The sequence below is a fragment of the Nostoc sp. genome (assembly GCF_036916985.1).
Taxonomy (GTDB): Bacteria; Cyanobacteriota; Cyanobacteriia; order Cyanobacteriales; family Nostocaceae; genus Nostoc.
Map to the genome: position 1 here is coordinate 87,153 of NZ_JBALFD010000006.1, position 24,422 is coordinate 111,574.

Annotated in this window: 16 protein-coding genes and 1 pseudogene; 9 read left to right on the forward strand and 8 right to left on the reverse strand. The window is 42.7% G+C overall.

What is annotated here, in order from left to right; genetic code table 11:
- The first annotated feature begins 31 nt into the window (after window positions 1-31).
- From V7L07_RS01245 to V7L07_RS01265, 5 genes and pseudogenes are all read left to right on the forward strand, one after another.
- On the forward strand, window positions 32-1,063 hold the full coding sequence (locus V7L07_RS01245; protein WP_335054310.1) for a nitrilase-related carbon-nitrogen hydrolase: 1,032 nt from the start codon (window positions 32-34) through the stop codon (window positions 1,061-1,063).
- Between the two features lie 132 nt (window positions 1,064-1,195).
- Window positions 1,196-2,614, forward strand: coding sequence for an aldehyde dehydrogenase family protein (locus tag V7L07_RS01250; RefSeq protein ID WP_335054312.1), 1,419 nt, complete (start codon window positions 1,196-1,198; stop codon window positions 2,612-2,614).
- Between the two features lie 625 nt (window positions 2,615-3,239).
- The gene (locus V7L07_RS01255) at window positions 3,240-4,874 is read left to right on the forward strand and encodes an alpha-D-glucose phosphate-specific phosphoglucomutase (RefSeq protein ID WP_335054314.1); all 1,635 of its coding nucleotides are present in this window, start codon (window positions 3,240-3,242) and stop codon (window positions 4,872-4,874) included.
- 220 nt (window positions 4,875-5,094) lie between these two features.
- Window positions 5,095-5,463, forward strand: a pseudogene (locus V7L07_RS01260) (protein kinase domain-containing protein); the annotation flags it as partial.
- 46 nt (window positions 5,464-5,509) lie between these two features.
- Window positions 5,510-7,681 carry a PAS domain-containing sensor histidine kinase gene (locus V7L07_RS01265; RefSeq protein WP_335054316.1) on the forward strand — a complete coding sequence of 724 codons (2,172 nt, stop codon included), beginning with the start codon at window positions 5,510-5,512 and terminating at the stop codon, window positions 7,679-7,681.
- A gap of 589 nt (window positions 7,682-8,270) precedes the next feature.
- On the opposite strand, the gene V7L07_RS01270 is transcribed toward V7L07_RS01265, so the two are convergent.
- Window positions 8,271-8,438 carry a CopG family transcriptional regulator gene (locus V7L07_RS01270; RefSeq protein ID WP_179065628.1) on the reverse strand — a complete coding sequence of 56 codons (168 nt, stop codon included), beginning with the start codon at window positions 8,436-8,438 and terminating at the stop codon, window positions 8,271-8,273.
- Between the two features lie 730 nt (window positions 8,439-9,168).
- Between V7L07_RS01270 and V7L07_RS01275 the strand changes: the two genes are divergently transcribed.
- Entirely contained in the window at window positions 9,169-10,368 is a 1,200-nt protein-coding gene (locus tag V7L07_RS01275; RefSeq protein ID WP_335054318.1) for an acyl-CoA dehydrogenase family protein, read from the forward strand.
- Window positions 10,369-10,445: 77 nt separating this feature from the next.
- Here V7L07_RS01275 and V7L07_RS01280 read toward each other — a convergent pair whose 3' ends face one another.
- The 6 genes from V7L07_RS01280 to ssuD all read right to left on the reverse strand — a co-directional run bounded on the left by V7L07_RS01280 (window position 10,446) and on the right by ssuD (window position 16,530).
- A complete protein-coding gene (locus tag V7L07_RS01280) occupies window positions 10,446-11,396 on the reverse strand; it encodes a D-2-hydroxyacid dehydrogenase (RefSeq protein ID WP_335054321.1) in 951 nt (316 codons plus the stop codon).
- A 359-nt stretch (window positions 11,397-11,755) separates the two neighbouring features.
- The gene (locus tag V7L07_RS01285) at window positions 11,756-12,703 is read right to left on the reverse strand and encodes a D-2-hydroxyacid dehydrogenase (RefSeq protein ID WP_335054323.1); all 948 of its coding nucleotides are present in this window, start codon (window positions 12,701-12,703) and stop codon (window positions 11,756-11,758) included.
- A gap of 123 nt (window positions 12,704-12,826) precedes the next feature.
- On the reverse strand, window positions 12,827-13,330 hold the full coding sequence (locus V7L07_RS01290) for a GNAT family N-acetyltransferase (protein ID WP_335054325.1): 504 nt from the start codon (window positions 13,328-13,330) through the stop codon (window positions 12,827-12,829).
- 263 nt (window positions 13,331-13,593) lie between these two features.
- Complete coding sequence (locus V7L07_RS01295) at window positions 13,594-14,364, reverse strand: ATP-binding cassette domain-containing protein (RefSeq protein ID WP_335054327.1); 771 nt, start codon at window positions 14,362-14,364, stop codon at window positions 13,594-13,596.
- A gap of 47 nt (window positions 14,365-14,411) precedes the next feature.
- On the reverse strand, window positions 14,412-15,251 hold the full coding sequence (ssuC, locus tag V7L07_RS01300; RefSeq protein WP_335054329.1) for an aliphatic sulfonate ABC transporter permease SsuC: 840 nt from the start codon (window positions 15,249-15,251) through the stop codon (window positions 14,412-14,414).
- A 130-nt stretch (window positions 15,252-15,381) separates the two neighbouring features.
- On the reverse strand, window positions 15,382-16,530 hold the full coding sequence (gene ssuD, locus V7L07_RS01305) for an FMNH2-dependent alkanesulfonate monooxygenase (RefSeq protein ID WP_335054330.1): 1,149 nt from the start codon (window positions 16,528-16,530) through the stop codon (window positions 15,382-15,384).
- A gap of 509 nt (window positions 16,531-17,039) precedes the next feature.
- Here ssuD and V7L07_RS01310 point away from each other — a divergent pair.
- From V7L07_RS01310 to V7L07_RS01320, 3 genes are all read left to right on the forward strand, one after another.
- Window positions 17,040-17,750 (forward strand): TVP38/TMEM64 family protein, encoded by a 711-nt coding sequence (locus V7L07_RS01310; RefSeq protein WP_335054332.1) that lies wholly within the window; start codon window positions 17,040-17,042, stop codon window positions 17,748-17,750.
- Window positions 17,751-17,864: 114 nt separating this feature from the next.
- Window positions 17,865-18,881 (forward strand): glycosyltransferase family 2 protein, encoded by a 1,017-nt coding sequence (locus V7L07_RS01315; protein ID WP_335054334.1) that lies wholly within the window; start codon window positions 17,865-17,867, stop codon window positions 18,879-18,881.
- An 832-nt stretch (window positions 18,882-19,713) separates the two neighbouring features.
- Window positions 19,714-21,528, forward strand: a complete 1,815-nt coding sequence (locus tag V7L07_RS01320; protein ID WP_335054336.1) for an iron uptake porin — start codon at window positions 19,714-19,716, stop codon at window positions 21,526-21,528.
- Window positions 21,529-22,028: 500 nt separating this feature from the next.
- Here V7L07_RS01320 and V7L07_RS01325 read toward each other — a convergent pair whose 3' ends face one another.
- Window positions 22,029-23,789: an iron uptake porin gene (locus V7L07_RS01325; RefSeq protein ID WP_335054338.1), complete on the reverse strand. Its 1,761-nt coding sequence runs from the start codon at window positions 23,787-23,789 to the stop codon at window positions 22,029-22,031.
- Window positions 23,790-24,422 lie beyond the last annotated feature (633 nt).

Below are 24,422 nucleotides of genomic sequence, written 5' to 3' on the forward strand. Positions count from 1 at the left end.
CCCATGCCCCATACCCAATGCCCAATGCCCCATGACAAATTTAGAATCATTCCGTGCTTTAGCACTGCAAGTTACCTGTCATGCAGTCAACCAAACCAGCGATCGCCACGAAGCGCGATCGCTCATACAAAACTCCATCAACCGTCTAGCTCAACAAATTGCTGCTAGTATCGCTTTCATTGGCTTTGATTGTCGTTTAATTGTACTGCCAGAATATTTCCTCACGGGTTTCCCGATGGGAGATACTCTCGCAGGGTGGGCAGAAAAAGCCTGTATAGAAATGGCTGGTGCTGAGTATGAAGCCCTTGGTAAAATTGCCCAAAAGCATAAAATCTTTTTAGCTGGTAACGCCTACGAAGTTGACCCCAACTTTCCTGGATTGTACTTTCAAACCTGCTTTATTCTTGACCCTTCTGGCTCAATCGTCTTGCGCTATCGGCGGCTAAATTCCTTATTTGCTCCCACACCTCATGATGTTTGGGATAAATATCTCGATTGCTATGGCTTAGAGGGAGTTTTCCCCGTTGCCAAAACGGCGATCGGTAATTTGGCAGCTTTAGCATCAGAAGAAATTTTGTATCCAGAAGTGGCGCGGTGTCTGGCAATGCGAGGAGCAGAGATTTTTGTCCATTCTACCTCGGAAGTATATAACAAAAACCTCACCCCTAAAGACGCAGCAAAAATCACTCGTGCCGTCGAAAATCTAGCTTATGTAGTTTCAGCTAATACCGCAGGCATCGCTAATATTGCCATCCCCATTGCTTCGGCTGATGGTGGCTCTAAAATCATTGACCATCGCGGAATCGTTTTAGCAGAGACAGGTGCAGGCGAGAGCATGGCGGCATTTGCAGAGATTGATTTAGCAGCATTGCGCCGCGATCGCCGCCGACCAGGGTTAAATAATTTACTTTCCCGCCAACGCTTTGAACTATACGCCGAAAGTTACCGTCAATCACACTTTTACCCCGCTAATACTATGCTGGAAACAGAAGTAGACCGCAAACACTTCCTGCAAACACAGCAAGCCACCATTGAACGCTTAAGCAACCTGGGGATAATTTGAATTTGGGAATGGGGCAGAAGAATTTTGGATTTTGAATTTTGGATTGAAGAAAAAATCTAAAATCTAAAATCCAAAATTGAATAATTCTCAACTCCTACCCCCTGCCCCCTGTCTCCTGCCTCCTGCCTACTCATGACAAAACCAATAGAAGTCCGCAATCCCCGAACTGGCAAATTTGACTACGTAATCATCCCGCCGCCTCCAAGGCTGGTGGTACAACAATGTAAGCGCACGCGTCGGGCACAAGTTCGCTGGCAGCAGTTGGGTTTAGAGGGAAGAATTGAAGCTTTACAGCAGTGGAAACAGGCGATATTATCTGGACGCGATCGCCTCACAGAAGCTTTGGTAAATGATACCGGAAGATTATCAACCTCGGTATTAGAAATAGATTCTTTCCTCTCTAGCATCGATCGCTGGTGTCGGTTAGCACCGGAATTGCTGCAAGAATCTGCCAAAAATACCGCCATTCCGTTTATTGCCTTGCAACAAACATCCATTCCTTATCCCCTAGTTGGGGTAATTAGCCCGTGGAACTTTCCGCTGTTACTATCTACCATTGATACCATTCCGGCATTGTTGGCAGGTTGTGCTGTCATTGTCAAACCTAGTGAAATTACTCCCCGCTTTGTAGCACCACTAATGACAGCACTCAACAACGTTCCCAAACTGCACGACGTTTTAACTTTTGTTGAAGGAGCAGGTGCAACCGGATCTACTTTGATTGAAAATGTAGATTTGGTATGTTTTACAGGCAGTGTGGCGACAGGGAGAAAAGTTGCACAGGCAGCTGCAAAACAGTTTATTCCAGCCTTTTTGGAATTAGGAGGAAAAGATCCTGCGATCGTTTTAGAATCAGCCAATTTAGAATTAGCAACCTCAGCCATCTTGTGGGGTTCCGTCGTCAACGCCGGACAGTCATGCCTCTCAATTGAGCGAATTTACGTTGCAGATTCCATATTTGAAAAGTTTTACCATCAACTAGTAACCAAAGCCCATCGCCTGCAACTAGCCTATCCCACAGTCGAAAGTGGAGAAATTGGCCCGATCATCGCCGAAAAACAAGCAGCTATTATTAGCGATCATCTCCTAGATGCAGTAGAAAAGGGAGCAGTCATTCACAGCGGCGGTGTAATTGAAGATTTAGGTGGCGGTTGGTGGTGTCGTCCCACAGTGCTTACCCAGGTTAATCATTCCATGAAAGTGATGACCGAAGAGACTTTTGGCCCCATTATGCCAGTGATGCCTTTTTCCACAGTAGAGGAAGCAGTATCTTTAGCCAATGACTCAATTTATGGATTAAGTGCTGCTGTATTTGCTTTGGAAACAGAAGCCTTAGAAATTGCCCAACAGATAGATGCAGGTGCGATTAGTATCAACGATGCTGGACTCACCGCCATGATGCACGAGGGAGAGAAAAACGCCTTCAAATTCTCCGGTATGGGAGGTTCACGCATGGGTGCGGCGGCGCTGAAACGGTTTATGCGAAAAAAAGCTATTTTGATCAAAACTAACGCTACTAATGATCCTTGGTGGTTTGAGAATGGGGAGTGACCAATGCCATCATCACCATACAACTCATTACCGTAACTAATGGCGTAGCTTGCCGCCGTTCGCAAAGCGTCTCTTAGAGAACGTGAGTTCGACTGGTCGTCATATCATGTCCACCCAAAAGACCTCTCCCTGGTTTTACTACGCAAAACCTGTCCCTCTCCGAGTCGGAGAGGGACAGACTTGAACTTTAGTTCAAGGCAGGGAGAGGTCTGTCAAACTCACGTTAGAGAAGGCATCGCATTCTCATTCTGTTCAAAATATTTGTTTTAATGCTGTGTATGCTATTGGTGGTTCATTAGTCAGGACGATACAGTAATACAGAAGATTATCATCTCAGCATTGATTTTTATGAAGGTGGCACTGTCCTGGTTGATAATCTTGCCAAAGAAAGTAAAGCATTCACGGTGAATGATGCTCAGGTACTTGAGAAGATGTAAAGCCTTCTCTTCTCCCATCAGAGAGAGATGTTGCGCGAACCAGATCGGGCAGTATTCCTCCTACCCCCTGCCTCTTGCCTCTCTATTTTGAAATTCGGTCGATGTCTAAAGCTTTAATGCGCGGCAATTTTTTTTGTAACAAACTTATGCAAAGCTGTAAGAGAAAAATGCCTTGTTAAAGATTATCTATGAACATCCGTAAAGTCTCTACTACACCCTTAAGCGATCAAAAGCCTGGTACTTCTGGGCTACGGAAAGCAGTTAAGGCTTTTCAGCAGCCCCACTACCTGGAAAATTTTATCCAATCCATCTTCGATTCTGTCGGGGATTTGCGGGGACAAACCTTAGTTGTGGGTGGTGATGGGCGTTATTACAATCGCCCAGCCATTCAAATCATTTTGAAAATAGCGGCGGCCAATGGCATTGGGCGGATTAAAGTTGGTCAAAAGGGGATTTTGTCTACTCCTGCAACTTCCGCTATTATTCGCAAGTACCAAGCTATTGGCGGTATCATCTTGTCTGCTAGTCATAATCCGGGCGGGCCAAATGGTGACTTTGGTGTGAAATATAACATTAGCAACGGTGGGCCAGCACCGGAAAAGGTGACAGAGGCGATCTACGATCGCACTAAAGTAATTGATAGCTACCAAATTCTAGAAGCGCCAGATGTAGATTTAGAAACCTTGGGTGAGTCACATTTGGGAGAGACGGTAATTGAGGTGATTGACTCCGTACATGATTATCAAGAATTAATGGAGTCGCTATTTGATTTCGATCGCATTCACCAACTGTTAACAAGGGGAAATTTTCGGATTAGCATCGATGCCTTACATGCGGTGGCTGGCCCCTATGCCCATGCCATTTTCGAGGAACGTTTGGGCGCACCGGTGGGAACTGTGCAAAATGGTACACCTCTAGAAGACTTTGGCGGCGGACACCCTGACCCAAATCTGGTTTATGCCCATGATTTGGTAGATATTTTATACGGCGAGAATGCGCCCGACTTTGGAGCAGCTTTTGATGGAGATGGCGATCGCAATATGATCTTAGGGCGTAAGTTCTTTGTCACACCTAGCGATAGCCTGGCAGTGTTAGCCGCAAATGCCAAGCTAGTTCCTGGTTATAGTTCGGGTTTAGCCGGGGTAGCACGATCGATGCCTACTAGTCAAGCAGTAGATCGAGTTGCGGCTCAAATTGGTATTGAATCTTATGAAACTCCCACTGGCTGGAAGTTTTTCGGCAATCTTTTAGATGCACGTAAAGCTACTCTCTGCGGTGAAGAAAGCTTTGGTACCGGCTCTAACCATATCCGCGAAAAAGATGGGCTATGGGCTGTTCTCTTTTGGCTGAATATCCTCGCAGTTCGGCAGCAATCTGTTGAGCAGATTGTACGGGAACACTGGCAGACTTATGGACGTAATTATTACTCCCGCCATGACTATGAAGAGATAGAGACAGCACCAGCTAACACCTTAATCGAAAGACTGCGTTCCTTACTACCAAACCTTAAAGGCAAGCAGTTCGGTAACTATCAAGTTGAATACAGTGATGACTTTAGTTATACCGACCCTGTTGATGGCAGTATTAGCGAAAAACAAGGTGTTCGCATTGGCTTTACCGATGGCTCTCGCATTGTGGTGCGACTTTCTGGTACTGGTACTCAAGGTGCGACTCTGAGAGTTTACCTGGAAAGCTACGAGCCAGATCCCGCCAAACATGACCTCGATCCACAGCAAGCACTTGCTCCTTTAATCGCTATTGTTGAGGAGATAGCCCAGATCCGCGAATTGACAGGACGAGAACAGCCAACTGTAATCACCTAGTACCGCAAGGCGGAAGTCAAAAGTTAAAAGTCAACAAAAATCGGCGGGAATCCCATCCCAACATGAGGGGTGTCCGGGAGCCGCCCGCCGATTTAGTCATTAGTTATTAGTCATTAGTGCTAAGGACTAATCTAAAGTTAAACCACAGTAATATTTACCAAGTGAACTGCCGTTACTAATTTGGGAACAATAAATTTAGAAATCACTAGAATTTAGCAGTATGTTCAGTACTCGTGTGACTATTCCTGGATACCAGGTCAGTGAAGAAATCTTCAATGGTTCGAGAACCATAGTTTATCGAGGGTATCGAGAAACTGACTCATTACCTGTAGCGATGGTGATGAAAGATTTTGGTGGAATTTCTCTAAAAGATTATTTCGATCGCAACCAAACACGGGGCATCGGGTCTTTACAAGAGTTTTTACAAATAGCGATCGCACTATATCATACCTTAGATATACTCTCTAGTCAGCGCATTATTTATAAAGACATTAAGACGAGGAATATTTTAATTAATCCTGAAACCAAACAAGTGAAATTAATCGACTTTAGTATTGCCTCTCTATTACCAAGAGAAATGCCAACGCTATTTGCACTCTTAATTCCAGTTCGACAGTAAGCGGGAGAAACAAGTCATGTATACTGAAGAACTAGAACATGAAATACTCTTTCTTCGCCAGCAAAATGCTGAATTACAGAAGCAATTAGCAAAATCCACCAGTGAATTCATTGCAAGAATCACTCAACTAGAACAAAAGCTCAAAGAATCAAAACAACTATTACAAAGCGATCGCCAAGCAGAATTAGCCGAATTACTGGCACTGTTTAACGCCATACAAGATGTAATTATTATCCTTGATGCCGAAGGACGCTACCTAAAAATTGCTCCTAGCGGCGCGCCTTTAATGTACCAACCACCTACGGAACTACTAGGCAAAACCATCCACGAAGTTTTTCCTTCTGCTTTTGCAGACTCTTTTATCGGCTGTATTCAACAGGCACTAAAAACCAAGAAAGCTGTCAAAATCGAATATAGTTTGCCCATTGGCGATCGCGACGTTTGGTTTGAGGCGAGTATTTCGCCAATGAGCGAAGACACTGTTGTTTGTGTAGCGAGAGATATTAGCGATGTCTACAATGAGCTTCTCTTACGCAAAGCGGCTGAGGCAGCCCTAATTCAACAAGAAACTCGCTATCGCAATATTTTTGAGACTGTGAATGATGGCATCAGTGTTATTGATTTAGATACTGGTAAAATTGTCGCTGCTAATCCGGCTTTTTATCAGATGCATGGTTATTCTCAAGCAGAATTTTTGCAATTAATTCCTACAGATTTCATCCATCCCGATTATTTTCATATATTCGGGAAATTTATCAAATCAATTAAAAAAGGAGATGAATTTCACACTCAGGCTGTAGACATCCGCAAAGATGGTACTTACCTTGATATAGAAGTTACAGGCAAACTTTTGAGCTACAATGGCAAACCCCATGCACTTTCAGTAGTGCGAGATATTAGCGAGCGTAAACAAGCAGAACAAGAGCAAAGAAGACTGCTAGCGATTCTGGAAGCCACAACTGACATCGTGGGTATGGCTGATGCAGCCGGAAATAATTGCTACCTAAACAAAGCAGGGCAGAAGATTTTAGATATTCCCGCCTCAGAAACTAACAAGTTTCATATTAGCGAGGTTGTAGGACTATCGATATTAGAGGAATTCCAGAATCAGATCGTACCTACCGTCGTTCGAGAAGGAATTTGGTCTGGAGAATCTATATTTCGCTGTCGCAATGGTGAAGAGTTTCCAGTTTCTCAAGTACTGATTGCCCATAAAAATGAACAAGGCGAAGTCGAATTCTTCTCAACCATAACCCGTGATATCCGCGATCGCCAACAAATCGAAGCCCAACTTAGACAACAAGCAGAAGATTTAGCCCAAACTCTTCAAGAACTCCAACGCACCCAAGCACAAATGATTCAGGCAGAAAAAATGTCCAGTCTAGGCCAACTGGTTGCCGGAGTTGCTCATGAAATCAACAACCCTGTCAATTTTATCCACGGTAATCTCAGCCATCTTGAAGAACATACCCAAGATTTATTACGACTAGTTCACCTATATCAATCCAGTAACGTTCCTGAATTTCAGAACGGCAGTTGCTACCCTGCGGGAACTTTAAGAGCATCTTTATGTGAGGAAATCGACTTAGAGTTCATTCAAGCAGATTTACCCAAAATCTTAAATTCAATGAAAGTCGGCACTCAACGCATCCGTCAGATTGTCCTGTCGTTGCGTACCTTCTCGCGCATGGATGAAGCCGAATTTAAAGCAGTGGACATTCACGAAAGCATAGATAGTACTTTAATGATTTTGCAACATCGTCTTAAAGAAAAGCCAGATTTTCCGGAAATTCATGTGAGCAAAAACTACACATACTTACCTTTAGTAGAATGCTACGCCGGACAACTAAATCAGGTTTTTATGAATATTTTGGCAAATGCTATTGATGCCTTAGAAGAAAGAATAGACAATGAAATTTCTCTACCCACAATTACCATTCAGACCGCATTAATTGATTCTAATTGGGTAAAAATTGCCATCGCTGACAATGGTTTAGGAATGCCAGAAAAAGTTGAAAAACAGGTTTTTAATCCATTTTTTACCACCAAACCTGTGGGTAAGGGAACAGGTATGGGAATGTCTATTAGTTATCAAATTATTACCGAAAAACATGCTGGCAAATTGGAATGTTACTCAAAACTAGGACAGGGAACAGAGTTTGTGATTGCAATTCCAATTCGGCACTAGAGATTCCAGAGGGACTATCTCAACGAAAGCAAATATACCAGGCGATTAGAAATCACGGCTAAACAAACGTTCGCGTAGCGTCTCGCAGAGAAGTCCGCCTACGCAAACTCAAAGAATTTGAAACCCACGGAGGTGGGTTTTGTTTGTATAGCCGCGAATTATATGAGACTGTTGGCGAATTAATAGGGTGTCTAACCCATCATTATCTATTGCTCTTGATTTCCCTGATTTGAGTCCGTTTCAACGGACTTGAGTGAGCTATTAGCCCGAAATTTATTTCAGGGCGGGAAAGCAACGCCAAACCAATGTTTTAGGGGTGAGGGGTCAAACCCACCGTGAATTGACCAACAGTCTCATTCTATTCGCCAGGGCAGGCTCCAAAAAACCGCGATTAGCACGTACGTCGAATAGGCAAAAGTCAGAGTGGAGACTTTCTCCGCTCTGAACTTTGTAAGAGAGTGTTTTTATTTAAATCCCCTAACTTTAGCTATGAGGATTCACTATTAGCTGATAACTGTTAAGCACTATATTTCATTCAAAAATTGAGATAGATGTACTTACCCTGGTTTGATTTTTTGTACAGTGTGATTTACGAGAGTTCAGAAGCTTTTTCTTCTTTAGAAGAAAGAGAGCGAATTAGCTCCCGAATTACATCAGTCGCAGGTCTCCCCGTTATTGAACAGTATTGTTCAAGCTTCTGTGCCTCGCTTGAGGTAAGGTTTATGGTAAGTCGTTTAGCAGCCCATTTTTTATTCATGTATTAGACAAGCTATGTTTTTAAACTACTTCTCTAATATCAATCATGTAGACTGCTACTACAATGGTATAACTAATGACATTTGATTCAAGTAATCGTGAAGTTGATAGGATGTTTTCCTCAGCAATTAGTGAAGAGGTCTATTATCTTGTAAAGTATAAAGTTTAGCTACTTTCCAGGCAGTAATTATAAATTAACTGTAAAAAATATCAATATATATCAAGTGAAAATAAGTATTATCACATAACCTTTAACAAAACCGTTAGCAAATTGATCGGCGATCTAACCCATCAGCCCAAATTCATCATAGAGGTTGCTTTAAACAAGAGAGGTAGGAGTAATACTGCTATCTGTCTCCTGCTGCGACGCCTTGAGAGAAAGTGTTGAAGTCAAGAAAACAAAAGCACCATCGTTGGCTTGACGGATTACTAATAATTTTAATTTGTTCAGATATGGAGCGATCGCAGAATCTTCTAGTTGGCTTGCTCTGTGGAAACTGTTTATGTCATACTTACGAAGCTTGCATCTACTAAAATCCGACCGATTTTAAGTAGTATTGTTAACGATCGCCAAAAGACCTGAGATCGAGATGAACAAAAGAAAGCAGGATTTAGACTACAAGTAGTTGCGATCGCTTAACTCCGATGGAAGCATCTACAAGTTTGCAGAAACATCAATTTTTTGCGGGATGAGATTCAGTAGTAGTAAAGTGAGTTTTAAAGGAGTATTTATGTCACAGTTGAAGCAAGCAGTGCCAGACACCTTTGTAGCCAAAGGCTTAGAAACTCTCCCCAATATTTTCGAGCGAGTTGAGGCTCTAGCCAAGGATTTTGCCACCCGTGCAGGGGTACATGACAAAGATGGTTCCTTTCCCTTCGAGAATTTTACTGCTTTGCATGAAGCAGGACTACTTAGCCTGACCATCCCGCGTGAATTCGGTGGTCAGGATTTGGGGCTGCCAGCTATCTGCCGAGTGATTGAAGGGATAGCGCGTGGCGATGCTTCGACCGCATTAGTACTGACAATGCACTACCTTCAACATGCCCATGCGGCCCGTAGCCGTCGCTGGCATCCAGAAGTATATAAGCGGCTGTGTCGTGAATCAATCGAAGGTATTGCCCTGCTGAATGCTGCCCGTGTTGAACCAGAGTTAGGAACGCCAGCTAGAGGCGGATTGCCTGCGACAATTGCCGAACCAACAACAGAAGGCTGGCGTTTAACAGGACATAAGCAGTACACCACAGGTAGTCCCATCCTCAGCTACTTTGTTGTTTGGGCACGGACAACTGAGGATGAACCACAAGTTGGAAGTTTTCTGGTTCCGCGCGATCTGCCAGGTTTGCAAATTGTCGAAACCTGGGATCACTTGGGGATGAGGGCTACAGGTAGCCACGATCTCATTTTAGAGAATGTATTAATTCCCTCAGAGTATGCTCTCAGTATCAGTCCTATATCTGCTGCACCATCCTTTGATCCGCTAATTTCCACTTGGGGTAGTTTGACAGTGAGTGCCTTATATCTCGGTGTGGCTACTAGTGCGCGAGACTGGCTCGCTAAATATCTTTGGGAGCGATCGCCTTCTAATCTTAAAGAGCCACTGGCAACTTTGCCCCGCTTCCAAACTGCTGTAGGTGAAATAGAAGCACTCTTGTTTGCTAACAATAGATTGATTTATAGCTTGGCTGAAGATATTGATAAGGGCGAGTATGAGCCGAACATCGGATTACAAGCACAAGCTGTTAAATATCTCACCACAACTAACTCAATTCGTGCCGTGGAGATTGCTTTAGAACTAACTGGTAATCCTGGTCTATTAAAGAGGAATCCTTTAGAGCGACACTACCGTGACGTTTTGTGCAGCCGTATCCATACACCGCAAAATGATGTTATTTGTCAATCTTTAGGGAAGTCGGTGCTGAAAGTTAAGTGATCGGGGACTGGGGACTAGGGAATGAGCAATAGTTCTACCAATCCTAATCCCCAAGCCTTGATACCTAGATCCCTATATTAGTATCCAGCTTGCTTATCTACAACATTCCGCAAAGGCTGACCAGTTTGGTAGCGTTTGAGATTGTCGATAAACAGTTGTGCTATGCGTCCTCTTAGACGTGGCGATAAGGCTGAACAATGGGGTGTGATAAAGGCGTTCGGTAGCGACCATAAGGGACTTTCTGGCGGCAGAGGTTCGGTTGCAACTGTGTCTAATCCAGCGCCAGCAATCCATCCTTCACGTAATGCGGTGATTAATGCAGCTTCATCTACTATTTCACCACGAGCAATATTAATTAGGTAAGCAGACTGACGCATAGAGCGCAATGCAGCTTCATCAATCAAACCTTTAGTTTCTGGAGTTAATGGTGTAGCAAGAACCACATAGTCTGCTGTCGGAAGAAGCGATCGCCACTCATCAGCACCCACAACCTTGTCAAAATTTGGTAGGGGTTCGGGATGGCGGCGACTACCCCAAACTGTGACTCCAAAAGCTTTAGCACGAGATGCGATCGCTTGACCAATATTCCCAGTGCCAAGAATTAATAAAGTTGCGTCTGCCAACTCTTCGAGAAACACTCCTCTTACCCAAGTGTGTTCATCCTGCAAAGTTTGCAATTTTCGCAGATTCTTGGCGTGATACAGCATGAATGCCAATACAAATTCTGCAATTGGAATTGCGTGAACTCCTGCGCCATTAGTGAGGATAATATCCTTTTGCAAAAAAGTTGGTGTGAGGATATGATTTACGCCAGCGCTTGGTGACTGTTGCCAACGTAGCGCGGGTGCTGCTGTCAGTACTTTGTCAAGGGTAGAAGTTTTTAGGTAAAATCCGTTGACATAAACTTCGGCATCACTGGCATCACCATCAAGATTACCTTCACTATCCACTTCCACAACATCTACATTAGATGGTAGGTGTGGCTCAATATCTGCAATTAGATGATCTGGTAAGATTAGTTTCACCATTTGCTACTCCCTGATTTCATTTTGGATTTTTAAAGTGATTGGGGTTGGGGGATTAGGGATTAGGGACTGGGGACTGGGGACTGGGGATTGGGGATTAGGGACTGGGGACTGGGGATTGGGGATTAGGGATTAGGGACTGGGTATTCTTATTAGGAAACCTAATTCCCAGTCTCTAGGGCGTGTTTTCAAACACCAAATTAGACTTGATTGTAGATTTGGTTGAGAGACAAAACCCAACGTTTACGCTGCTTTACTGGGTTTAGCTTCACTATGGGACGCTACTCGAACGCTTAACTCAACCTACATTTCGAGATTGAAAATAAAACCATCCCCAGTCCTCAATCCCCAGTCCCCAATCCCTAATATCCTGCTTCTTTGTCTACGACATTTCGTAACGGTTGACCAGCTTGGTAACGCTTGAGATTATCGATAAATAGTGCTATTGAACGCTGTTTACTTTTTGGGGAATGGCCGGAAGTATGGGGTGTGATAAAGATGTTAGGAAGTGACCACAAAGGACTTTCTGGTGGTAGTGGCTCTGAGTTAACTGTGTCTAATGCTGCACCTGCAATCCAACCTTCGGTAAGCGCTTTGATTAATGCCGATTCATCAACTACGCCACCACGAGCAATATTAATTAGGTAGGCATGATTTGGTAGCGATCGCAATACAGATTCATCAATAAATTCTTTGGTTTCGGGAGTTAGGGGTGTTGCAATAACTACATAATCCACCCCTGGTAGGAGCGATCGCCATTCATCAGCACCCACTACTTTATCAAAATTGGGTAACTCTTGGGGATGACGGCGACTGCCAATAATTTTTAAGCCGAAGGGTTTAGCACGGGCGGCGATTTCTTGACCGATACCACCAGCGCCAATAATTAACAACGTCGCATCTGTCAACTCTTGGATGGCAAAGCCTCTTTTCCAGTGACGTTCCGCTTGTAAAGCATATAACTCTGGCAGGTGTTTGGCATGAGCCAGTATATAAGTAATTACAAATTCTGCGATCGGAATTCCATGCACTCCCGCCCCATTTGTGAGAATAATATCTCTCTTCAAATAAGTTGGTGTCAGGATGTGATTCACCCCTGCATTTGGTGCATGATGCCAACGTAATGCTGGTGCTGCTTCTATTATTTTATGCAGCGTCGGACTTCTGGATAAAAACCAACTGAAATAAACTTCAGCATCGCTTGCATCGCCATCTAAATTTCCTTCAACATCTACCGTGACAACCTCTGTATCAGGTGGTAGATGAGGCTCAATGTCAGCAACGAGATCGAGCGGTAAAATCAGCTTCATTGTAGATTACCTCTTAATTTATTTACAGAGCTATCTTTAGAAATTGTCTCTGTTTGATTAAACAAATACCTTTTTTTCTTAGTCTAAATTATGATATTTAGGAAGAATTAAGATATTTTATTTTTATTTAATCTGTAAACGCATAAACTCCAGATCAAAATATTGATGATTAGATTTATATGCCATTTCCTCTATTCCATATATTTGAAAACCCAATGATAAATAAAGTTGTTTTGCTAACAAATTATTTCTAACAATATCAAGTAATAATATTTCTAACTCATTAATAGCTTTTGCTTTTTCAATTAATTCATTTAGCAATAATTTACCTATGCCTTTTCCTCGATATTCTTGTTTCACATACATACCACTAATATATGCTTTATGCCTGAGTTTTATTCTTGATTCTTGGTTAAACGCGACTATTCCAATTAACGTTTTATCCTCAAAGCAGCCCAAAATAAAGTTATTGTTATTTTCTGGTATTCTATCCCGAAATTTTTCTACCGTCTTAATTGTTTCTTCATGATACGATGTACCAAATGAATCTGGATTTTTATATAAAGCTTCTAATCTGATCTGTCGATAATCTTCTGCATCATACTTTGTTAAATTTCTGATTATCATTAGATTAAATATAAATAATAGATATTGATGTTATTTTCAATAAAGCTATATATTAATAACTACTATCTTTTACTTTGTCTAGTTTGTGAATATGAAAAAATTACCCAGAACAGTATAGAGGAGAGTTGAGAGTTATTTTAAGTATTCATAAATAATTTTCGATTCCTATAGCTGCTTTTCAAGAGGAAGTTTTAATCTCGAAGTAGCCTATTTTACCGCAGCTACCTCAAGCATTACATTAATCAACTTATGAAAGCTAAATCTCAACTACTCAACTGCAACAATTGATTATTTGACTGAGAACTTTCATTGTTCATAACTCGCTCTAAAACGGCTTCTCTGATATTGATAAACACTTCGCTACTTCGATCTCGTGGGCGCGAAAGTCTCACAGGTAAATCTACAGAAATCTGTCCTTCATCAATCACTATCACTCGGTCTGCCAACGCCACAGCCTCTTCCACATCATGAGTAACCAAAAAGGCTGTAAATCTCCGCTCTTGCCACAAATTTTCAATCAAACCCTGCATCTCTAAGCGAGTTAGAGCATCCAATGCTCCCAAAGGTTCATCTAACAATAACAAATGGGGTTGACTAACTAATGCTCTTGCCAATGATACCCGTTGCCGTTGTCCACCAGACAAAACATAAGGCCACTCATCAGCCCGATCTTTGAGTCCGACTTTATCGAGTGCCCACAAAGCTTTTTCACGCCAATCACCTTGCAAGCCTAACCCTACGTTTTGGATAACGCGCTTCCACGGTAACAAACGGGGATCTTGAAACATCACTCTTACAGAACCACTGAGTCTACGCAGTGGTTCTCCATCTAGTAGTATTCCGCCGGAAGTTGCTTTATCTAATCCTGACACAAGACGCAATAAGGTGCTCTTACCACAACCACTTCGTCCGACAATAGCGACAAACTCACCTGCTTCAACTTCTAAATTCAACGAGTTTAAAACAGTTTTCTTGCCAAAAGCTTTCGTCAAATCCAAAATGCTTAGTTGTGTACCCTGTACATTTGAACTCACTTGCAAAACCTCCTTGTTTACAACAATTGGAATTTAATTAATTACACTTATGACTTTTGATAGTTGGGGTTCCAAGCCAAGAATTTTGTTTCTAATCCTCTGGCAACGGCATCTGCTAATTTACCCAGCAGTGCATAGATGACAATACTCAAAACTACAACATCGGTTTGCATAAACTCACGGGCATTCATTGCCATATAACCAAGTCCGGAATCTGCCGCGATCGTTTCTGCCACAATTAGTGTCAGCCACATAATCCCCAAGGAAAAACGGACGCCAACAAGAATTGAAGACAATGCTCCTGGAAAAATGATTTGCCACAGAAGTTGTGGTGTTTTTAATCCATAGACTTTTCCCATTTCAATCAATCCAGGGTCAACACTACGGATGCCATGAAATGTATTGAGATATAACGGGAAAAATACCCCCATAGACACTAGAAATAATCTAGCTTGATCGCCAATACCAAACCAGAGAATCACTAGGGGAATTAATGCCAAATTGGGGATGGTACGGAGCATTTGCAAGGAACTATCCAATAACTTTTCTGCTACGCGGGAAAAGCCATTGAGTAATCCCAAACCAAAGCCAATACTGCCACCAACTATAAAACCAGATATTGCCCGTCCAGCACTAATTCCTATATGTTGGAAAAGTTCTCCAGTTGAGCCTAATTTAATCGCTGTGGCAATGACACCACTTGGCGCTGGTAAAATTCTGGTTGAAAGTAGACCGGTTCTGGAAGCAAGTTCCCAAAGAACTAATACGGTAATAGGCACAATCCAAGGAACTATCTGCTGGAATTGTTGATTTTCCCACAATTCGTTCAGGAATATTGTACTGTTATGATTGTTATTGCTTTTGGTGCGTTTAAGGGTAATAGTCATGGAATTTGGGATTTTAGATTTTAGATTGTCCACAAGGATGAATCTAGAAGCAGCAAATTTCGGATTTTAGACTTTAAATTTGGCGTTTTTACTTAATCCAAAGTTCCAAATCCAAAATCTAAAATTGACATCATGAAGCACTCGTTAGTTGTTTTGCAAATTTTTCATTGGCGATGATTTCGCCAACAGGACTTAAAACTGGTGGTGTTAAAGGTGCAGGTTCGTTCTGCAAAGGTAGACGTGGAAATAATAATTCAGCGGTGCGATACGCTTCTTCTAAATGGGGATATCCAGAGAAAACGAATGTTTCTATCCCCAAATTGCGATATTCCAGCATCCTCGCGGCAATGGTGTCGGGATCTCCAACTAAGGCCGTACCAGCACCACCCCGCACCAATCCAATTCCTGTCCATAGGTTGGGGCTAATCTCTAAGGTTTTTCGACTACCGCTATGTAGTTGGCTCATGCGCCGCTGTCCTTCAGAATCAGAACTAGCAAGGTCTTTTTGAGCTTTAGCGATCGCATCCTCATCGACATACTTAATTAGCTCATTGGCCGCATCCCAAGCAGCTGACTCGGTTTCTCGCACAATTACATGCAGGCGAATCCCAAAACGGACTGTTCTACCTTGTTGGGCCGCTAATTTGCGGACTTCGGCAATCTTTTGAGCCACTTGCTGCGGAGGTTCGCCCCAAGTCAGGTAAACATCTATATGTTTAGCAGCAACCCGCTTGGCAGCAGCAGATGAGCCACCAAACCATAAAGGTGGATAGGGTTTTTGCACTGGTGGGAATAAGAGTTTACCGCCTTTGATATCCAGGTATTTTCCCTGAAAATCAACTGTTTCCCCGCTGACGATACCCCGCCAAACTGTCAGAAATTCGTCGGTTAAATCATAGCGATCGTCATGACTAAGATGCAGTCCATCCCCGGCCAGCTGTACAGGATCTCCACCTGTCACCACATTAATCAACAATCTCCCTTTAGAAATCCGGTCAAATGTTGCTGCCATTCTTGCCGCAGCACCAGGGGAAGTGATTCCTGGACGAATTGCCACCAGAAATTTCATCTGCTTGGTGACAGATATAAAAGCAGCGGCAGTTATCCAAGCATCTTCACAAGAACTTCCTGTGGGTAACAATGCGCCCGTGTATCCTAAACTATCTACAGCTTGGGCAATTTGCTGTAAATAATCAGGTGTCGCAACACGAGAGCCTATATCTGTGCCTAAATAGCGTCCGTCATGAGATCCAGTAGGAATAAACCAAAGAATTTGCATCTGTGTCAGGCAGGGTAAGGATAAAGTCTACGGTAGCTCGACCGAATTACCGTAGTTTATAGTCAGTATTCTACAGGAAATTATTTAAAACGCCAGTAATAGATTAACGATTCATAAAGAATAACTGCCCACAAAATTGACTTTTTCATGGGCAGTTCTGATAATCATGACACTTTTGTTGCAACAATGGCTGTCGTGAAGAATACAAGTTTTGTGTTTATCACCCACATTTTTCTGTGAAACCGAAGTGTTCACATTCGGTTTCATCGATAGAAGCCTTGCTCCTTATGGTTTCTTTGTCTGTACCTGAATAAAGGTTATGATCGCTTATGGTTAAAACTATCTAATTACAATAGACATTTGGTGAAAAAGAATGTAGAGACAGGAACTTGAAGTGGGCTTCTCTACGAGACGCGATCGCGAACGTCCCGTTACACTAAAGTGTTTCCACAAGGATTTAAATTTCAGAAAGGTGGGTTGAGTTACAAAAAAGTAGGAGTAGAGTTCTAGTGTGGAACTTGAAAGCTGGTATCTTGCTACTCACACTGAGTTGCATAATTGCAACTGGTATAGCAGTATATCTTCTTGGCGGTATTGAACCAGCCCAAATCCAAGCATTGCTAAAATCTTCTGGTATTTGGGCACCTGTGATTTATATTGCTTTGTACGTTGTCGCAACGATGTTAGTTTTGCCCTCAACGGTACTCAATTTGACTGGAGGTGCAATTTTTGGCCCTTGGCTGGGTACCGTCTGGACTAGTGTTGGAGCAGTGATTGCGGCAATAATCGCCTTTATTTTTACTCGGACTATTGGACGCCAAACAGTTGCAAAACTACTAGCAGGACGCTGGCAAGCTATGGATACTGAGGTGCGTCGGGGAGGGCTTTTTTATATGTTTGCCATCCGACTAGTACCGATTATGCCCTATGGCTTGGTCAACTTTGTTGCGGGACTGACTTCGATCAGCTTTAAAGATTATGTTTTAGGTACAACACTAGGAACAATACCAAGTGTCTTGCCTTTTGTACTACTAGGTAGTTCTGGTTTGAAGGCAGTTAATACAGGCGATTTTTTGCCGCTAGTACTTGCTTTAGGCTTAACGGGAACGTTGGTAGCAGGGTCTACTTGGTATCGCCATCGTCGGACTTTTCCTCAAAAAGCTGTAGAAAGGCTTAAAGAATCAGACTCTTCAGATGATATTAACTCAAAGAAAGAATAAATAAATTATAACAACAATCTAACTTGAGTTTTACTAAGTATACTGAGAACCAAACCCTTACGATCGCAAGTAGTTTGTTAGCTTGGCTGTTCAAAAATTAAACCATATTTTTAGATGCTACCAAAGTATTCATTCATTGTTCCAATTTATAACGAAGAAGAAATTATTCCTGAGCTATACCACAGACTGAGTGCAGTCATGAATCGGATGGATGGACTGGTCGAATTAATTTTAATCAATGATGGTAGCCGCGATCGCTCCCTACAATTATTGCGAGACCTCTATCAAAAAGACCCGCGCATTTGCTACTTGAGCTTTGCTCGTAACTTTGGTCATCAAATCGCAGTTACAGCTGGTCTTAATTTTGTTCGAGGTCAAGTTATCATCATCCTAGATGCTGACCTGCAAGATCCACCAGAACTAATCCCCGACATGGTTGAAAAATGGCGACAGGGCTATCAGGTCGTCTACGCTCAACGCACTCAACGCCTTCAGGAAGGATGGTTTAAGCGTTTGACTGCCTATTCCTTTTATCGCCTCCTTAAGAAGTTGGCAGATGTAGAGATTCCTACTGATACAGGTGATTTTTGTTTAATGGATCGGCAGATCGTAAATATTCTTAATTCTATGCCAGAACGCACCCGTTATATTCGTGGTCTACGTTCTTGGGTTGGCTTTCAGCAAACAGCAATTAGGTTCGAGCGTGATCCCCGCTTTGCTGGGGAAGTTAAATATACTTTTAGCAAATCCTTGGCCCTTGCTATTAATGGTCTAGTGTCCTTTTCAATAGTGCCACTGCGATTATCAACCTACTTAGGATTAGTAGCGGCGGCGGCGGCCATCTTGATGGCTCTATTAGTCTTGTATTGGCGTCTTTTTGTGCCTCATTCGCCTTTAACTGGGTTTACGATTATCTTGATGGCAATTTTCTTTCTCGGATCTGTCCAGTTGGTTAGTGTTGGCATCTTGGGTGAATATATAGGGCGCATCTACGAAGAAGTTAAAGCCAGACCCCTGTATACTTTGGCAGAAGTAGCTGGTTTTGATCGCAAATCTTCCAACTCAACAAGCAATCCTGACAAACTAGATAATCTAGAAGATCCTACTATGCAAAATCTAGATAAGTATTGACAGAAGTCCCGATAAACGAGTTTCAAAAGCCTTGGATGAAAGAATGACTGGGGATTGGGGACTGGGGATTGGGGATTGGGGAGGAGGAGGATAACTAACTCCTAACTCAGCACGGGCTAAACGCCCCGCTACCGCTAACAGCAATTTCCCATGCCCTAAAACTCCACGCTACTTGCGGGGTGGAGTTTTTTATTTACTTTGGGGCGATCGCAGTTGCTTGAGTGAACTTGGCCAAGAATTTTGACATATTTTCGCCTCGAAGAAAAGTACTGGGTCTTGCATTGTACCAAGCTCTATGCAAAGATAATTCTACAAAAGTACGGTAAATCGATAGAAGTATCGTATTTAACTAACAATTGATGCTGTCAAAAGATAGCTAATTACATTAAAAATTAGTGTTAATTGGCAAATAGTCACTTGAATCAAAATCAATTTTTAGTCAATGTCAGTAGCCATTGATTAACTTTGTACAGCATAACCAAAAAAATGGCATCTAGGATGTCTCAAAAGTATCAGTTTAGATAGCGTGTGGTTGAGTTTACCTTAAAAGGAGAGAAGTCTTTGCTAAGTCAGTGATTGTTTCATCCAAGACGTTTCTAGTATTGTTGAAAACGTCATAGTTATTAGTTAATACGAATTTTGGACTGTACATTCAACTGCTTGGTATTGGCTTCAACATTCATCAGAGATTTGTACTTTTCTCACCAGTAAAGCCTTGCTAAATAAACGATCTAGTGGTTGGCGACAAACATTAGACCGAGGATTTATCCTGGCTTTTCTGTCAAATTGAGAGCTAGTTTGTTCATCTTTAAGGTTGAGGAGTTAAGGATTCATGTCTAATTTTCGCTGGAATTATAGATCCATAGTGTTTCTGCTTTTGTTGCTAGATACTCTAGCTATCCTGGTTTTTTCTCCAGCTAAAAGCCAGGCTGAAGTGCCTAAATCAGATGTCTCGACTACTGAAGTAGAAAAGAACAAAGCTCCAGAAGCAGTTGTCAATCAAACAGTAGACACTTCAATTGCACCAACAACTAACAAAAAAGCTCCAAATGATCTTCGAGATCGAGTGACACCCGTCTCGCAATTATTGCAAGCTGCACCGCCAACTAACAAAAAAGCTCCAAATAATTCTGCGGGACAAGTGACATCCGTCTCGCAACTGTCAGATATTAAGCCTACAGATTGGGCATTTCAAGCATTACAGTCCCTAGTTGAGCGCTACGGTGTAATTGCGGGATATACAGATGGTACATTTAGAGGCGATCGTGCCCTAACGCGCTATGAGTTTGCTGCTGGGTTGAATGCAGCATTAGATCGCCTCAATGAACTAATAGCAACTTCAACGACAGATTTAGTCAAACGCGAAGATTTGGATACAATCAAAAAACTACAAGAACAATTTTCTCCAGAACTCGCCCAACTTCGAGGACGCGTAGATAGCTTGGAAACGCGAACTGCGAAGTTAGAATCAACTCAGTTTACAACCACAACTAAACTTGTAGGCCGAGGTCAGATTGTTATTGGCTCAGTTTTTGCAGGCAATAACGTCGTCACCAAGACACCAGCACCTCACAATGTCACACTTCAAGGCTCAACTTCTTTACGCTTAAACACCAGTTTTAACGGTAGAGATTCACTAGGTATAACACTGGGAGGCGGAAATATTGAATCAATAGGACAAACAAGAGCCGGATTATTAGGAACTTATGAGGGGAGAACTGCTGATAACTCCAGTATTACTTTTGCACGCAACACTATTACTCTCGGTGGTGTCCGCTATCGGTTTCAACCTTATCAAGGTACCCAAGTCAACATTTATGCCTTGTCTGATGGAGCTAGTGAGATCGGCCTTTCTGGCCCCATTAACCCATATTTTGAATCGTCTTCTGCGACTGGTGCTAATGGGATTTCACGATTTTCACGGCGGTCTTTGGTCTATAACTATGGAGATAGCGGCCCTGGAATTGCCATACTCCAGCAATTAGGCAAACAGGTTCAATTCGGAATAGCGTACAGCGCACCAAACGGTAACAATCCGACAGCTAATAATGGCTTATTTACAGGCAGGTATTTAGCTTTAGCACAGTTAATATACTACTCTTCTAATCGGAATTTTCGGGTGGCTGCAACTTACGTTAATACCTATAGCCCGGCAAATACCATCGGTTTTAGTGGAACAAATTTTGGCCCAGCAGTTGGGAGTAATCTGGTAAACAGCACTGTGCCTGGAGCGGGAACTGTAGGAAACCTTTATGGTTTACAGGCGTTCTATCAAGTTAGTCCCAAGTTGGCAATCAATGGGTGGGTAAGTTATGCAGCACATCGCTATTTGGGGTATGGGGATGGCGAAGCTATGGATTGGGCAGTAGGACTGGCATTCCCGGATCTTTTTAGTCGAGGCGCTTTAGGAGGGGTTTTAGTTGGTATGGAGCCGAAAATCATCAGTCTCACTAAGGGTGTAAATTTGGGAGCAGGTTTGGGACAAGCGGACAAAGATACTTCCCTACACGTTGAGGCATTCTATCAATATAAAATAGGAGATAATATTGAGGTGACGCCTGGCTTGATCTGGATTACTGCACCGGACTCTGATAGCAGCAATCCTGATACTTTATTTGCTTGGTTTCGTACAGTCTTTAGGTTTTAACGAGTTGCGGAAGTCCCCAGGCTTAATGTATTCATAGCCTATCCCAAAAGTTTTGAGAGGTTAGTGGTATTCAGATCCCCGACTTCTTGAAGAAGTCGGGGATCTAGGAACCAAACAAAGTCCAAGATCGAATGGCACCAAGAAAAGCCGAAAGTCTTGTGTCACCTCGTTCCCAGTCTGAAGACTAGGAACTTATTCCCACAGGCTTTGCCTCTGGTGAGTTCACTGGAGGCGGAGCCTCCCAAAATCGGTTTCCAGCCTCCAGGCTGGGAACCAGTCAGTCCAAGGGCTGTGTGTTAACTTAGTGCCATTCGGAAAGAAACCCAACATATTGCAAGGTATGTTGGGTTTCACTTGCCTACGGGTTTTACTCACCACTCAGGACTGTTTCGGTGAGTCTGCATAGAGAAAAGTCTGAGTGCCAGAAGCCAGTACTCAGAATTTTGGAGTAGATTTAGTTGATAAATTGGGTTTTTATAGGTATAGAAAAAGTCTACCAGTTAGAAATTGAATGTACTACGTATAGCACCTACCCAAATTGGATCGTTGACAGAATCTCCTTGGGGGTTGAGAATTACGAACAAAGTTGGAGTAATACTAATGTTGTCATTCACCCGATAAGTATAGAAACCTTCTAAATGGAAGGAAGTATCTCTGTTGACGCGAGCTGCGACATCATTGCTAGTGACTTTAGGGGGTATACCAAAGACTAACCCACCTAGATTCGCTTTTTTAAATAGGTCTGGAAAAGCCAAGGTAAGCGCACCATTAATTATGGTTGCATCGTTACTAGTACCTTCTTGATGGGCAAGAGTATAACCAAACCAACCACCTATATTAACTACACTACTGGCTTTCCAGTTGACCTGCAATCCGAAGTTATCGGATGAAGTGGGATTGGCGGCAAAAGGAAGAATAGCGAAACTAGTACCTGTACCACCAGTGATGTTATAACCAGATCCAAAAGCGGCAGTTGAGCCAGTACCAACGGGGACAGGGGCAGGAAAGTATTTGCGGGCGTAGGCGAAACTAATATCTAGACTGCGACTGGGTGTGAAGGTTAGTTGACCAAGTGCCTCATAGGAGTTACCAAAGAGTCCTCCTTTATTGGTTGCATTGCCTCCAGGGTTATTAGCTAGACCGTCATCTACTACATAACCTGCGTTGAGTTGGAATTGATTATTAAACTTATAGGCAAAAGCTAGACCAGCACCGTCAAAGCCGGGTCGGTAAATTACAGGGTTAAAGAGTGCAAACCGTGAAAGAGTACCAGTTTGGGCATTACCAATCAAGGGATTTAGTGTCGGGGTAAAAACCGCCGGTGCTAGTGCCCTTGGGCCTATCCAAACAGTGGTTTTAGCTCCCAGTGGGAAGCGATAGAATAGTCTATCAAGATAAATAGAACCATCTGTGTAAAAAGTATTCCTTTCAACATTAAACCGAGTCTGTGGAGTTCCTGTTAGAGGTGTTGTTCCTCCAGGGAAAACTGCGCCTGACAAGACTGGAACGTTAACTGCTGTCAAACTAGTGGTCAACTGGTCTTTACCAGTAAAGCTAGTTTGCAGGGCAAGTGTAGCGCGGTAGCTAAAAAAGACGTTGGTGTTATCCCTGTTACTATTGACACCGTTGCCAAAGGTATCACCCACAAAGAATTGTGCAAGACCTTGCAGTTTAGTAGTTGTAGAAAACTGAGTTGCTTCTAACTTAGCAGTACGTGTTTCTAAGGCATCTACCCGTCCCCGCAATGTGGTAAGTTCGGCGGCAAACTGTTCTTGCAGTTTTTGCAGAGTAGCTAAATCTTCCTTTCGTACTAAATCTCCAGTGCTAGTAGCAATCAGTTCATTAAGGCGATCGAGGGCTGCATTCAAGCCTGCGGCAAACTCATAACGAGTCAGCGCCCGATTACCTTTAAATGTGCCATCTGGATATCCTGCAATTACTCCATAACGTTCAACTAAAGACTGCAATGCTTGAAAGGCCCAATCTGTAGGTTGAACATCAGAGAGTTGTGAAACAGATGTAACTTGCTCTGTGCGATCGCTATGAACACCTAAAACTGGCAATTTTACTGTGTCACCCAATGGTTCTGCATTCGATGAAGTCTTCTGAGTAATGCCAGTTGGGGTAATCTCTGGTATTACTTGCTGTGTCGGCTGTGCTATCTTTTCTACTTCAGCTGCACTTGTTGCTGAAGACAGGGCTAAGAGTCCACCAAACAAAGCTGGAATCACTAGCAAATAATTCCACAAAACTTTAGGCATGGGTTGTTTGTTCCTCACACAATATCAACTAAATTCCGCTGCTCAATCTTTTTCGGTAGCTACAAGACCTTGTGGAAGAGCGAACATCCGTATATGTAATTCCTGACAATTCAGATCATCTGGAAAACCTCTCTCCTTTTAGGAGAGAAACTTTGAATTTTCCCCCTTCCCGCGACGAGTTGGGGGCTAGGGGGTTAGGTTTTTGGTGGACTTTTCCACATAACGTGAAAAGTCAGATATATAATTCTTGGAATTTCTTCGGTTTCCAAGTAGGGATGTACAGATGTACGTCCCTACGACCGATTCATTTGTTGCAAAGATTTAGCGCTGGAACACTAAAAACCCAGTTGGGCGTAACCAACTAGAGAGACGCGATAAATCGTCGTCTCTACAAGAGATTTAGCCATCAATTATTTATTGACAGACTAATAGCTAGGGTTTCAGAATTTATAAACTTTAGACGCTAAACAGCTTATTAGCTGTTTAGCTACTTTCACTAAGCTCGAATTCTGAAAAACATTGGTAGCTAGATGCTGGGAGCCGGAATAGGATTCCTGGCTCTTGTTTGGAAAAATTTATTAAACAACGATAAGTCTATCGAGATTAAGTACTTTCTGTACTAACATTGGATAT

Coding starts and splice junctions, on each gene's coding strand:
- V7L07_RS01245 (WP_335054310.1), top strand. CDS start 32: ATGACAAATTTAGAATCATTCCGTGCTTTAGCACTGCAAGTTACCTGT.
- V7L07_RS01250 (WP_335054312.1), top strand. CDS start 1,196: ATGACAAAACCAATAGAAGTCCGCAATCCCCGAACTGGCAAATTTGAC.
- V7L07_RS01255 (WP_335054314.1), top strand. CDS start 3,240: ATGAACATCCGTAAAGTCTCTACTACACCCTTAAGCGATCAAAAGCCT.
- V7L07_RS01265 (WP_335054316.1), top strand. CDS start 5,510: ATGTATACTGAAGAACTAGAACATGAAATACTCTTTCTTCGCCAGCAA.
- V7L07_RS01270 (WP_179065628.1), bottom strand. CDS start 8,438: ATGAATAAAAAATGGGCTGCTAAACGACTTACCATAAACCTTACCTCA.
- V7L07_RS01275 (WP_335054318.1), top strand. CDS start 9,169: ATGTCACAGTTGAAGCAAGCAGTGCCAGACACCTTTGTAGCCAAAGGC.
- V7L07_RS01280 (WP_335054321.1), bottom strand. CDS start 11,396: ATGGTGAAACTAATCTTACCAGATCATCTAATTGCAGATATTGAGCCA.
- V7L07_RS01285 (WP_335054323.1), bottom strand. CDS start 12,703: ATGAAGCTGATTTTACCGCTCGATCTCGTTGCTGACATTGAGCCTCAT.
- V7L07_RS01290 (WP_335054325.1), bottom strand. CDS start 13,330: ATGATAATCAGAAATTTAACAAAGTATGATGCAGAAGATTATCGACAG.
- ssuC (WP_335054329.1), bottom strand. CDS start 15,251: ATGACTATTACCCTTAAACGCACCAAAAGCAATAACAATCATAACAGT.
- ssuD (WP_335054330.1), bottom strand. CDS start 16,530: ATGCAAATTCTTTGGTTTATTCCTACTGGATCTCATGACGGACGCTAT.
- V7L07_RS01315 (WP_335054334.1), top strand. CDS start 17,865: ATGCTACCAAAGTATTCATTCATTGTTCCAATTTATAACGAAGAAGAA.
- V7L07_RS01320 (WP_335054336.1), top strand. CDS start 19,714: ATGTCTAATTTTCGCTGGAATTATAGATCCATAGTGTTTCTGCTTTTG.
- V7L07_RS01325 (WP_335054338.1), bottom strand. CDS start 23,789: ATGCCTAAAGTTTTGTGGAATTATTTGCTAGTGATTCCAGCTTTGTTT.